Genomic DNA, 12,993 nt, shown 5'->3' with positions numbered 1-12,993 from the left:
TCTGTCAATTATGAATTCATCGAATAAACTGCGGCTGCCTGCTCTTTCTTGTCTGGCAATTGTTCTACAGATGACCTTTTTTTCTTATGCTCTGGCGCAATACCCCGGCATCGAAAAAGACATTGCTGCCAATCGTAAGGGCCCGCTAGTCATCAAAGCAAAGCCAGGCGACAAGGTCACTGTAGAGCAACTAAGCCACGACTTCTGGTTTGGCGCTGCCATTGGCAACGGCATAGCAGGCGGGTGGTCAGAAGCAGACAAAAAGACCTACAAAGAGAAGTTTCTGGAAAACTTCAACTCAGCAGTCACCGAAAACGCAGTGAAGTGGCTCAGCATGGAGAGGGAGAAAGGCAATGTTAACTATGCAACAATTGACACTATTCTAAGCTTCACCGAAGCAAACAATATCCCTTTGAGGGCACACAATCTTTTTTGGGGCATCGAGAAATTCGTGCAGCCATGGGTAAAAGAGATGAATGACGAGGAGTTGAGACAAACACTTCAAACCCGGGCCGAAACGGTTACTGCTAAATACAAAGGGCGGTTCGTGGAGTATGACCTGAACAATGAAATGATCCACGGCAACTACTACGAAGATCGGCTTGGATCCGACATTACCAAACAGATGGCACAATGGGCCCGCAACGGCGACCCTGACATCAAGCTCTTTTTGAACGACTACGACATCCTTACCGGCAAGCGACTGGATGACTACATGGCACAAATTCGCTTTCTACTGAAGCAGGGAGTGCCACTTGCCGGCATTGGTGTGCAGGGGCATCTGCATACCGACACTTTCGACCGGGCAGAGCTGAAACGGTGCCTGGATTCGCTTGCTATTTTCAATTTACCCATCCGTATTACGGAATTTAATATGCCCGGCCAACGCTCGAAATACTTAAGTGACAATCCGCCAGTAATGACACCGGCACAGGAGTTGGAGAGAGCAAAAGAGATGGCCGACTACTACCGGATCTGTTTTGCTCACCCGGCAGTTGAGGGTATATTGATGTGGGGATTCTGGGAAGGCAATAACTGGATCAAAGCTTCCTCGCTTTACAAACGTGACTGGTCGCCTACCCCAGCGCTTGAAGCCTATCAAAACCTGATTTTCAAAGAATGGTGGACAAAAGCTTCAGGAGTTGCTAATAAAAACGGAGAATATGTCGTTTCTGCTTTCTACGGTAAATACAAAATAACCATCAACGGCGTATCAAAAGAGGTAAACTTCACCGGACAATAGAACCAATCACTCCATTTACAAGAATGCCCTGGCAATAGATCGATTGAAACTCGCTTACTTTGAAGCATTATAAGCGAACGACTGAATGATCTATTTCTTGCATATTGGCTTTGACGGCAGCAACTACCACGGCTGGCAATGGCAACCCAGAGCCACCAGCGTACAGGAAACAATAGAAAAAGCCCTGCATAAGATCTTTAAAGCCCCTGTGACTGTGTATGGTTGCGGGCGCACCGACAGTGGCGTGCATGCCAGTCAGTACATGATGCACATCGACATTGAGCACAACGTTGACTTTGACCTGAAGTTTCGGCTCAACAAAAACCTGCCGGAAGACATTACAGTGTATGAAGTGCTGGAAATGGAAGAAGGCCGGCACAGCAGGTACGATGCAAACTCCAGAACCTACGATTACTTTATCCATTTGTACGAAGATCCGGTGCTGCACAAGTACAGCTCCTTCTACAATAGACTAACTGATCTTGACTATGAGTCGATGCAAAAGGCAGCGGCCATACTGCCCTTTTATAGCGATTTCAAGCCAGTTTGCAAACGGCCCGACGACTACAAACACACCCATTGCAAGGTAACCGACGCCAGGCTGTATGTTAGTCACGATGGACAACGCATGCGATTTACCATCACTGCCGATCGCTTTCTCAGGAGCATGGTGCGGCTTTTGGTCGCCTATCTGCTGAAAATAGGTACCAGAAAGTTAAGCTTCGAAGAGTTTGAAAATATCCTGAAAAACACAATAGTAGTACCCAACATGATTCTTGCAATGCCCAACGGACTTTACCTCTCCAGGGTAGAGTACCCCTATTTGAAAATTACACCCAGGGAAGACTTCAGCAGCTTTTTGAAGGTGGGGCTAGGTGACTAACTGGTCGTGGCTTAAATGCGCCACGGCCTTTTTTATTGGCCTTTCTGCTCTCTACCACGCATCCATAGAACTTTCACGGTTTCAAAAGGCACAAGTCGTAGGAATTGATGAACCAGGCTCGATAAGATTCTAAGTATTTTTTCGTACTTTTGAGTATAAAGTTGGACAATGAAGTTAAGAACAAGGGGCAATTCGATCCGGCTGAGGCTGGAACAGCATGAGATCAAAAACTTGGTGACACAAGGTGCTGTTACTGAGTCTGTCGCATTTGCTGCCGACCAGTCGTTCAAATACACCCTGGCCACCAGCGATAACGGAGAGTTCTCCAGCAAGTATCAGAATGGTGAAATAAGAATTGAGATTCCCTTGGGCCTGGTCAAAGCCTGGTCTGAGTCCGAAGAAGAGGGCGTGTATCAAACCCTCAATGCCAATACCGACTTTGAAATGAAGCTTGCGGTTGAAAAAGACTTTCAATGCCTGCACAAAAGGCCCGATGAAGATGAAAGTGGCCTGTTTCCTAACCCAAAAGCAGGTAATTAAGCTCCCAGCGCCTTTTTAACAAGAGCAGTCACACTCTCGGGCAACTCCATGGATAGTGCCCACTGATGACAGCGATCTGTCATTTTGCCCCATGTCTTTTGCAAAATATCTATGACTTTGGCCTCTTCATGCTGGCCTGCAAAGTCTGCAGCATAGTATTTTAAAAACACCAGGCATACAACGTCTTCCAGGGTGGCTATCTCTCCCTCCTGCTTCACACCTTTTTTAATAATCAGGTTCCTCACGATATCAATGTCGGTTTGAGGGAATCCTCTCTTTTCCATAATGCCCGACAACTGATCGGCATGGTACAGCTTAAGCTTGCTTCTCCACTTCAGGTAGCCCGGTCTGTCCATCGGGAAGCTGTTTCTCGGACTGTTCCAACGGCCAATGTGCTGGCCTCTTGCTGCAATTTGCAACTGCACACTGGCGTGAGGGGCAAACAAGTGCAGCATTTCAGTCATTCGTACGCTGTAGAGCAACTCGGTAGGATATGGCTTGCCATCGACCTCTACAAGCCTTGGGTCTTCCTTGTTTACGCTGTCGATATCTGCCAGCGCAAGGTTCAGTCTTTCTTCTTCTGAAATCATGTTCTTTGTATCTCGGCAGCGGCCAGCTGAGATTTTATCAATTGCAAAGCACTCGCCACCACTTTACCTACAACAATGATAGCAGGAGTTTCAATTCCCTGCACCATCGATTCCTTATAAATAGAACTTGCAGGCGCAAAAAGCTTCCTTTCATCCTGCTGGCTACCCTTGCTTATCACTGCCATGACTTCAGAATAGCCTCTGTGTGTAGAAACCAGCTGCGCTATTTCGTTCAGCTTACTCACTCCCATTAGAATGATGACTGTCCCTTTACCAGCTACTGCCCACTGTAGTTCTTCAGTCAGACTTCCGTCGCTTGCCGTCGCAGTCACAATTGTAATCCCCGCATTCACGCCTCTTACAGACAGCGGAATGCCTGCCAAGGGTGCCACAGCAAAAGCACTGCTGATGCCGGGGACGTATGACGCCTCCAAACCATGACTCACAGCATATTCCATCTCTTCAAAGCCTCTGCCAAACACAAACGGATCTCCTCCTTTGAGCCGCACCACCGTCCCACACTTTCGGGCATACCTTACAATCATCTTATTAATATAGTACTGCTGCACATGGTGGAGCCCCTTTCGCTTGCCCACAAAAACGTGCTGTGCGTTTGGTGCATACTCCGTGAGCAGTTCTTCATTGGCCAGGGCATCATACAATACAACATCAGCCGACTGGAGTGCCTTGGTTGCCTTCACGGTAATTAGCTCAATGTCGCCCGGGCCAGCGCCTACCAGGATGAGCTTGGGAGTCTTTTTATTGCCTGAAACCATGTTTTTCAAAGTTTTGATATTTTTTACGTAGTAAATCTAGCATTACTTAATTTAATTTAAGTATTTTTACGTAATTAATTTACGTAGTTATGATAGACGTACTTGTAATTGGAAATGGCATGGTGGGCTACAAGTTTTGCGAAAAGCTTGTAAACAAAGCTCCCGAGGGATTCAAAATCACCGTTTTTGGCGAGGAGCCAAGTCCTGCCTACGACAGGGTTCATTTAAGTGAGTACTTCGCTCACAAGTCAGTAGAGCCACTACTAATGGCTCCAAGGCAGTGGTATGAGGAGAATGCGATAGAACTCATTACCAGTGAAATGGTGGTCAGCATCAACAGAGAAGCCAAAAGTATCACCACACACAAAGGGAGGACTTTCAACTACGACAAGCTCGTACTAGCCACTGGCTCCACACCTTTCGTGCCACCTATTGAAGGTTCCAACAAATCAGGTGTTTTTGTCTACCGCACGGTAGAAGACCTGGATGCTATGGAAGCTTATAGCAAAAACGCCAAAACCTCAGCGGTATTGGGCGGTGGGTTGCTTGGGCTGGAGGCTGCCAAAGCTGCCATGGACATGGGACTGGAGGCGCACGTGATAGAGTTTGCTCCCAGGTTGATGCCGAGGCAATTGGATGAAGCTGGATCCGATATGCTCCAAGCCACACTGGAGTCAATGGGCCTTCATATCCATTTAAGCAAATCTACCGCAAGCATCGACGGCGATGAAGCGATGACATCCATGACCTTCACTGACGGATCTACGCTTGAGGCTGAAATGCTCATCATTTCCTGCGGTATACGGCCGAGAGACGAGCTGGCCAATGAATCCGGCCTTGAAAAAGGAGAAAGGGGCGGCATCAAAATCGATGAATTAACGCTGACCAGTGACTGCGATATATATGCCATTGGCGAAGTGGCTTCCTACAAAGGCCTGACCTACGGGCTGGTGGCTCCTGGCTACGATATGGCTACTGTGGCTGTCGAGCACCTGACAGGCGCTGATACGAAAGGATTTACTGGGGCGGATATGTCAACCAAGTTAAAGTTGATCGGTGTGGACGTGGCAAGCTTTGGCGATGCCCTTGACGAGGGAAAGCAATACAAGTCCATCGTGTTTGAAGACAAGAACGCAGGCATCTACAAGCGTGTGAATATTTCCAAAGATGGAAAGAAACTCATGGGAGGCATTCTGGTGGGCGACGCCAGCAACTACAACATGCTGTTTCAGATGATGTTGAACGGAATGGCCCTGCCGCCACATCCCGAAGACCTGGTAATAGACACCAGCCGCCAGGGCGCACCCGCTGGAAACACAGTGGATACGCTACCTGATGGTGCTCAGATTTGCTCTTGCGAAAATGTGACCAAGGGAGCGCTTGTTCAGGCGATTGAAGGCGACGGTGTAGAGCAATTTGCAGCATTGAAAACATGCACCAAAGCTGGCACTGGGTGTGGAGCTTGCAGTCCGATGGTCAACGATATCTTGACCGCCACGCTTAAGAAAATGGGCAAAAAGGTGAGAAAGGTACTTTGCGAGCACTTTGCCTACACAAGGCAGGAGCTCTTCGATTTGGTGAAGCTCAACAATATCCATTCCTTCGACCAGCTAATCAATGATTATGGCAAAGGACATGGCTGCGAAACCTGCAAACCTGCCGTTGCTTCGATACTTGCCAGCGCCTGGAACGGCCTCATTCTCAAGCAAGACACCATTCAGGACACCAACGACCGCTTTTTAGCCAATATCCAGAAAGGTGGCACTTACTCTGTTATTCCAAGGATAGCGGGTGGAGAAATCACCCCGGAAAAGCTCATTGTGATCGGCGAGGTAGCTAAAAAATATGACTTGTATGCTAAAATAACCGGCGGTCAGCGCATCGACTTACTTGGTGCAAGAATTGACCAGCTGCCTGAAATCTGGGAAGAGCTGATCAACGCCGGCTTCGAGAGTGGCCACGCTTACGGCAAAGCTCTTCGTACCGTGAAAAGCTGCGTAGGCAGTTCTTGGTGCCGCTATGGCCTGCACGATTCAGTAAGCTTTGCGATCAGAATTGAAGAGAGGTACAAAGGCCTTAGAGCGCCCCACAAAATAAAAAGTGCCGTATCGGGCTGCCGGAGAGAATGCGCAGAAGCGCTCAGCAAAGACTTCGGCATCATCGCCACTGAGAAAGGCTGGAACCTATACGTTGGCGGCAATGGTGGAGCGAACCCACAACATGCCGTGCTTTTGGCGGGGGATATCGACGAAGAAACGTGCATTGCCTATATCGACAGGTTCCTGATGTTTTACATCAAAACTGCTGAGCCGCTTAACCGCACGGCCACATGGATGAACAAACTGGAAGGAGGCCTGGACTACCTGAAGCAAGTGGTGGTGGAAGACTCACTTGGCATGGGCAAACAGCTGGAAGCCGAAATGCAGTTGCTGGTGGAGGCTTATGCCTGTGAGTGGAAAGAAGTGGTAAACAATCCGGCTTTGAGAGCCCGGTTCAAACACTTTGTGAACAGCCCCGAGGCAGATCCGTCACTCAAATTTGACAAGCAAAGAGCACAGAAAGTACCCGCAGGGTGGTAACCCTACCCTGCAAGCCAACATCATAAAACGACAAACAAATGACTGCAAACGAACATACTTCCCAAACACTGACCGACACTGTTAACTGGCACCTGGCCGCCAGGGTTGAGGACTTCCCTGAAAACGGAGGAGCTTGCGTATACGTGGAAGGCAAACAGATCGCCGTTTTCAATTTTTCCGCCAGAAATGAATGGTATGCCTGTCAGAATATGTGCCCACATAAGCAGCAAATGATTCTGAGCCGTGGAATGATCGGTTCGCAGGCAGAAGAGCCCAAAGTGGCCTGCCCTTTTCACAAAAAAACCTTCTCATTGTCGACTGGCAAAAGCCTCAATGGCGATACCTGCGACATCGACACCTACCCAATCCGGGTGGAGGAAGGCGTTGTTTACATAGGTTTGTCCTAAATTAGGGCAGCAGTTGTCGATTCCATGAACCAAAAGCACGTAAGATCCAAATTTGAAAGGTTAGGTAGGTTCTACATTCTGGCGCTATCCGGTATAGCTGCGATCATCATCATTAGTCAGGTGCTTATCCAGAACTTCATCGCAAGCCAGCAGGATGATTCTCACGTTATCAACGTGGCAGGCAGGCAACGGATGCTGAGCCAGCGGATAGCAAAAGCGGCGCTGCTGATTTCCCAGTCGGAGAGCCTGGAGGAGATGAAACAACATGCCGACGAATTGAAAAACGTGGTTGATCTTTGGGAAACCTCGCACAATGGTTTGTTGAAAGGCGACACGACTGCTGGTCTCAAGGGGAAAAACAGCCGGCAAATTGAAGCGATGTTTGAAACAATTACCCCTTACTACATCACTATCGTCGAAAATTCCAGGGCCCTGATAGCCAGAGTTGCCTCCCGATCCACTTTTGATGAGCCACTCCAGGTCGCAATAAACGAACTCACCGGCACTATCCTCAGGAACGAAGGGCCATTCCTTGCCGCCATGGACGACATTGTGTCCCAGTATGACAAGGAAGCACGGGCCAGGGTTGATAAATTAAGCGTTACCGAGCTCATATTGGTGGCCATCTCCCTCTCTATTATAATTCTTGAATTCATTTTCATCTTTCAGCCCACTGCCAGAAACGTCAACCAAACCATTAAGAACCTCGCAGAGTCGGAGCTGTCCTCCAACCAGATGGCGCACGAAATCAACAGGCTTTATGTGGAGCTGGGCAAGTCTTATCAAGACCTGGAAGCGATAAAGGTGGAGCCCAAAAGCTATGCCGTCCTCTGCAAAACCAGAGACGACGGTGCCATTTACTGGACATCGGAGTTTATGCGGGAAAAGTTTGTTGACGAAACCACCAAATTACCCGAGTCGCTTTTCGATTTTTTCAAGCAGGACGGACACCAGAGAGATGCCATAGAAGGTGTAAAAAAACTTCTGAGTGAGGGAAAAACCTGGACGGGAGAAATGAAATTTACTGAAGTATCGGGAGACTTCCTCTGGCTTGATTTAACCATTACTCCTACCACCAACCGTACCGGTAGCAATGAATTGATGGTGGTTGGCAGAGACATCACCGATGTGAAGGAAGCGCAAATGATGGCCCGGGAGCTCAACCGTGAAAAAATTGAGAAGAGCGTGAACGAACTTCGATACAGGTCGGTGCTGATACTTGAAGGCCAGGAGGAAGAACGCAGCCGCCTGGCCAAAGAGCTGCACGACGGCATCGGGCAAATGCTCACCGCCATGAAAATGAACCTGGACTCAGTGTCATTGACCGGGGCCAGCCACAACAGGCAGCGGCTGGACGACATTAAGCATTTCCTCAACAGTGTGATGAAAGAGGTTCGCCGTGTTTCCTTCAACCTGGCACCCAGCAGCCTGAGCGACTTTGGCTTGGTGCCGGCCGTGCGAAAGTTTTGTACGGAGGTCAACAAGGTTTCGGAAATTGAAGTGGAGTTCGTAGACAAAACGCAGTTCATCAATAGGTTGGAGAACAATATTGAGATGAACATCTACCGTATTGTACAAGAAGGAGTGAATAATGCCATTAAATATTCGGGAGCTAAAAAAATAACGATAACTTTCTCCCATAATCCGAGCCAGCTCACTATTAGTATTGTGGATGACGGCAAAGGGTTCGATTACAAACAACTGGCGGAAACCGGCCACTTTACGGAATCGGGGCATGGAATTTTCAACATGAAAGAAAGAGCCGCTTTTGTAGATGCTGATTTCCAGATTGAATCCGAAAAGGGAACGGGAACACATATCGCTATAACAGTACCTATATAAACTATGCCTGCTATCAGAGTAGTCCTTGCCGATGACCATGAAATTGTAAGGAACGGCATTAAAATATTATTAGAAAGTGAAGGAGATTTGGAGGTAGTGGGCGAAGCCTCCGACGGCCAGGAAGCGCTGGATGAATGCAAAAGCAAGCAGCCTGACATTTTGATTGTGGACATTAACATGCCAAAAATGAATGGAATCGAAACCATTCGCCAGCTCAAATCCTACTCACCCACCACCAAAGCCCTGGTACTTTCCATGCATGAAGATGAGGAGTATATCCTTCAATCTGTAGAAATGGGCGCCACGGGGTATTTACTGAAAGGCTCCAACAAGCAAGAGTTTCTCAAAGCCATTCATACGGTTCAAAAAGGAGAAAAATACTTCACCGGTGATATCTCCAATATTTTGGTACAGCATTACCTCAACCTGAGAAACAAGACAACTACCTCCCCCACTCCACAAGAAACTGGGGACAATGCCCTGACAAAGCGGGAAAAGGAAATTTTAAGCCTGATCTACAAAGGCGAAAGCAATAAAGACATAGCCGAAAAACTCGACAAAAGCGTTCGGACTATTGAAACACACCGTTTCAACATCATGAAAAAGCTCGATGCCAATAACCTGGCAGAACTTTTACGTAAAATAGACGGCGATACCTCTCTGAAACAAGCTTTGGCGTTGAACCATTAATCTGGTGGCCTGGTTATTTTCTGACACCACATAAGCTTGACCTTTTCTTAAATAGCTGACCCACACTGGTTTAGCTTTGAGTAAAGGTCAAAATTATTCCTATTTTTAATAAACTTCTGCAAGAATATGAGCACCAAGACAATATCTGTAGATTTCCCCTCTGATATCTTACTTGCACTCAACGAGAGTGAAACCGATCTAAAAAAAGATATAAAAATCTCTCTAGCCATCAGATTGTATTCATTGCAAAAGCTAACCATTGGAAAAGCATCGCAATTAGCTGGCGTATCAAGGCTGGCATTTGAAACCATCCTTTCTGAAAACAATATCCCAATTTCAAATCTTACGATTGAAGATGTAATGGGTGACAGTCAAAAACTTCAATAGCGGACTTGACGGAGTTTAAGGCGGCAATGGTTAGCCCTGGCCACCCTCTCACGATAAACACAGCCCTGTTCTATGAACCCCACAAGAGTATAACTGGTTAATCACTTGCATGGCTTCAATTTCTAAGCCTTTTCACGTTCTGAAATTGCCAAATATTCATTTGTCAAGCTCCAAACTATGGATATTATATTTTTACGTATAATTACGTAATTATTTATCTATAATCTACGTAGTTTAAGTGTTAGTACGTACTTTTACATGAAAGACGTACAGCATGAGAAAAATCTACCTATTCCTATTCATTTCCTGCCTGGCTGCTATTGAGGTTAATGCCCAATTCAGTATTGGTGGAGAGGTACGACCACGTACAGAGTATCGCCATGGTTTTAAGACCCTGGCCAGCGAGGATGCCAAACCGGCATTCTTTACCGAGCAGCGCTCCAGGCTCTATTTTGATTACAAGTCTGACAAAGTATCGGCCAAAATCACCTTCCAGGATGTCCGACTATGGGGCGGTGCCACGCAGATTTACAAGTCAGATGCTGCGCTAACCAACGTGTATGAAGCCTGGGGACAATACAATTTCACGGAAGCCCTTTCCATCAGGGTCGGTCGGCAGGCGCTGGATTACGACAACGCCCGCATACTGGGTAACCTGGGCTGGGCTGCACAGGGCAGATCACACGACCTGGCACTCTTTCAGTGGCAGAAAAATCAGTCGAAGTGGCATGTTGGTGCTGCCTTCAATCAGGAAGATGTACTGTCGCCGTCCGAGCCGGGCAGACTAAAGAACACCTACTACTTCCTGGGAGGCAACTACAAAACCATGCAGTTTTCCTGGTTTAATCAGGCTTTCGAATCCGGTAATGTATCTTTTCTTGTGCTCAACAACGGGGTGCAATCTGCTGTTGATTCGGCAGTCTATTTCAGCCAGACCGCCGGGGCATATGCAGTTAAAAAACTTGGAAAGGTAAGCCTGAATGGTGAAGCTTATTATCAGTTTGGCAAAAACCCGTCGGGCAAATCGATAGGTGCCTTCCTGTTGGCTGCCAACATCACCTACCCGGTGGGAAAAACACCTCTCACATTGGGTGTCGACTACCTGAGTGGAGCGTCTTCCACCAGCAGCAAAGACAATGCTTTCAACCCGCTTTATGGTACTCACCACAAGTTTTATGGGTACATGGACTACTTCTACGTGGGCAACGGGCACGGCAACGTGGGTATCAAAGACCTTTATCTAACAGCTAAATTCAAACTTTCTGAAAAAGGAGCACTTGAAACCGGCGTTCACCAGTTCATTAGCGGTTCTGAGATTCCATCCGCAGATAACAGTTCCTACAAAACCAACCTTGGTACTGAGCTTGATCTGGTTTTCAGCCAGGCTTTCAACAAAGACGTGCTTTTGCATGTCGGCTATTCCCAAATGATGGCCACCTCCAGCATGGAAATCATTAAGCCTGGAGGTAGCAGCAGTTCTTTTAACAACTGGGCGTGGGTCATGCTGACTATCAAGCCCACTTTCTTCGAGTCTGCCCCTTGACCCTATTCATACAATCAATTCATCCATTCAAAAAGAAATGACCATGAGTATCATGACAAAATCAAATAAGGCAACCCGGATTGATATGTTCAATTTCAGTTCGGTACAAATGCGCACATTTCACCTCACGTGGCTGGCCTTCTTCCTTTGCTTTTTCGGCTGGTTTGGTTTGGCTCCCATGCTACAGATCGTAAGAGACGACCTTGGCATTACTACTGATCAAATTGTAACCACCAACATGGTAGCTGTTGCCTCCACCGTCTTCATGAGGCTGTTTGTTGGCTGGCTTTGCGATAAAATCGGGCCACGTATCACCTACACCTGGCTGCTGGTGTTGGGTGCTATCCCTGTGATGCTGGTAGGCCTTTCTCAAAGCTACGAGCAGTTCCTTATCGCCCGTATGTTCATCGGAGCCATTGGCGCCTCATTTGTCATTACCCAATTTCACACCTCGGTGATGTTCGCTCCCAATGTGGTGGGCACTGCTAATGCCACCACTGCTGGCTGGGGTAACCTGGGCGGCGGCGTGACACAACAAGTAATGCCGTTCGTCTTCGCCGGAGCGCTGGCTTACTTTGGTTCTGAGCACCTCGCCTGGCGCTACGCCATGATAGCTCCCGGCTTTCTATTGTTGGTAATGGGCTTTGTTTACTACAGATACACAAAAGACACACCTGAGGGCAACTACTCAGAAATAGAAGAGAAGGTAGCGCATTCGAAATCAGGCAACAGTGGCAAGGTTTTCAAAGAGGCATTGAAGGACTACAGAGTTTGGGCTTTGTTTCTCATTTACGGAGCTTGCTTCGGCGTGGAGTTGATCGTGAATTCAAAGGCGGCACTCTACTTTGCCGATTATTTTACCATGGACCTGAAGACTGCAGGCCTGATTGCGGGCCTGTTCGGTCTGATGAATCTGTTTGCCCGCTCTCTGGGCGGCATGCTGGGCGACAAGTTTGGCAAAACCAACGGTCTTAAAGGCCGTGTAAAGTGGCTCTTTGTTTCCCTTTTCTGCCAGGGAATTGCTCTTGTAATATTCTCACGAATGGGCACAATACCAACCATCATTGGCTCACTGCTGGTTTTCAGCATCTTTGTCCAAATGAGCGAAGGAGCCACGTTTAGCGTGGTACCATTTGTCAACAAAAAGGCCTTAGGAGCAGTATCTGGCATTGTTGGTGCTGGCGGCAACGCCGGTGCAGTAGCAGGCATGTTCCTCTTCAAGAAAGAGCTCACCGGCCTTGAGTGGCCTGAGTCGTTTATGATCCTGGGCTTCATTGTGGTGGCTGTATCATTTACAGTTTTTGCCGTCAAATTCTCGCCCGTCATGGAAAAGGAAGCAGAAAAAGAAATGGAGGAATTGTTGGCTTCTGTGAAGGAGACTCAGTTGAGTCCGGAACGTGTACCCGCATAACTTTTCATACTACTGAATTGGTTAAAAGGAACCCTGGGGCGGTGCAAATTGGAAATGGAAACCTGCCGCCCCACTGTTCCCTTTTTCATTGACCCTTTAGAT

12 protein-coding genes are annotated in these 12,993 nt (G+C 47.7%); 10 read left to right on the top strand and 2 right to left on the bottom strand.

Annotation, left to right across the window (positions count from 1 at the left end; all coding sequences use genetic code 11):
• Window positions 1–10: 10 nt before the first annotated feature.
• From AAC052_RS07770 to AAC052_RS07760, 3 genes are all read left to right on the top strand, one after another.
• A complete protein-coding gene (locus AAC052_RS07770) occupies window positions 11–1,243 on the top strand; it encodes an endo-1,4-beta-xylanase (protein ID WP_339812287.1) in 1,233 nt (410 codons plus the stop codon).
• An 85-nt stretch (window positions 1,244–1,328) separates the two neighbouring features.
• Window positions 1,329–2,126, top strand: a complete 798-nt coding sequence (gene truA, locus AAC052_RS07765) for a tRNA pseudouridine(38-40) synthase TruA (protein ID WP_339812286.1) — start codon at window positions 1,329–1,331, stop codon at window positions 2,124–2,126.
• A gap of 168 nt (window positions 2,127–2,294) precedes the next feature.
• Window positions 2,295–2,666, top strand: a complete 372-nt coding sequence (locus AAC052_RS07760) for a hypothetical protein (protein ID WP_339812285.1) — start codon at window positions 2,295–2,297, stop codon at window positions 2,664–2,666.
• Here AAC052_RS07760 and AAC052_RS07755 read toward each other — a convergent pair.
• Together AAC052_RS07755 and cobA are read right to left on the bottom strand one after the other, a co-directional pair.
• Entirely contained in the window at window positions 2,663–3,256 is a 594-nt protein-coding gene (locus AAC052_RS07755) for a DUF4202 domain-containing protein (protein WP_339812284.1), read from the bottom strand. The genes AAC052_RS07760 and AAC052_RS07755 overlap by 4 nt on opposite strands.
• Window positions 3,253–4,032, bottom strand: a complete 780-nt coding sequence (gene cobA, locus AAC052_RS07750; protein ID WP_339812471.1) for a uroporphyrinogen-III C-methyltransferase — start codon at window positions 4,030–4,032, stop codon at window positions 3,253–3,255. The genes AAC052_RS07755 and cobA overlap by 4 nt, the downstream gene beginning before the upstream one ends.
• A gap of 89 nt (window positions 4,033–4,121) precedes the next feature.
• Here cobA and nirB point away from each other — a divergent pair, with 89 nt between their 5' ends.
• The 7 genes from nirB (at window position 4,122) to AAC052_RS07715 (ending at window position 12,891) form a co-directional block, all read left to right on the top strand.
• A complete protein-coding gene (gene nirB / locus AAC052_RS07745; protein WP_339812282.1) occupies window positions 4,122–6,611 on the top strand; it encodes a nitrite reductase large subunit NirB in 2,490 nt (829 codons plus the stop codon).
• Between the two features lie 38 nt (window positions 6,612–6,649).
• Window positions 6,650–7,018: a nitrite reductase small subunit NirD gene (nirD, locus tag AAC052_RS07740; protein WP_339812281.1), complete on the top strand. Its 369-nt coding sequence runs from the start codon at window positions 6,650–6,652 to the stop codon at window positions 7,016–7,018.
• Between the two features lie 24 nt (window positions 7,019–7,042).
• Window positions 7,043–8,860, top strand: a complete 1,818-nt coding sequence (locus tag AAC052_RS07735; protein ID WP_339812280.1) for a type IV pili methyl-accepting chemotaxis transducer N-terminal domain-containing protein — start codon at window positions 7,043–7,045, stop codon at window positions 8,858–8,860.
• A 3-nt stretch (window positions 8,861–8,863) separates the two neighbouring features.
• Window positions 8,864–9,550 (top strand): response regulator transcription factor, encoded by a 687-nt coding sequence (locus tag AAC052_RS07730; RefSeq protein ID WP_339812278.1) that lies wholly within the window; start codon window positions 8,864–8,866, stop codon window positions 9,548–9,550.
• 126 nt (window positions 9,551–9,676) lie between these two features.
• On the top strand, window positions 9,677–9,937 hold the full coding sequence (locus tag AAC052_RS07725; RefSeq protein WP_317491170.1) for a UPF0175 family protein: 261 nt from the start codon (window positions 9,677–9,679) through the stop codon (window positions 9,935–9,937).
• 274 nt (window positions 9,938–10,211) lie between these two features.
• A complete protein-coding gene (locus AAC052_RS07720; RefSeq protein WP_339812276.1) occupies window positions 10,212–11,480 on the top strand; it encodes an alginate export family protein in 1,269 nt (422 codons plus the stop codon).
• Between the two features lie 43 nt (window positions 11,481–11,523).
• Entirely contained in the window at window positions 11,524–12,891 is a 1,368-nt protein-coding gene (locus AAC052_RS07715) for a NarK family nitrate/nitrite MFS transporter (protein WP_317491168.1), read from the top strand.
• Window positions 12,892–12,993: the final 102 nt, after the last annotated feature.

The sequence above is a fragment of the uncultured Imperialibacter sp. genome, assembly GCF_963974565.1.
GTDB lineage: Bacteria > Bacteroidota > Bacteroidia > Cytophagales > Cyclobacteriaceae > Imperialibacter > Imperialibacter roseus.
Note: the sequence above shows the minus strand (reverse complement) of the source record. Positions and strands in the feature narration are given on the sequence as shown.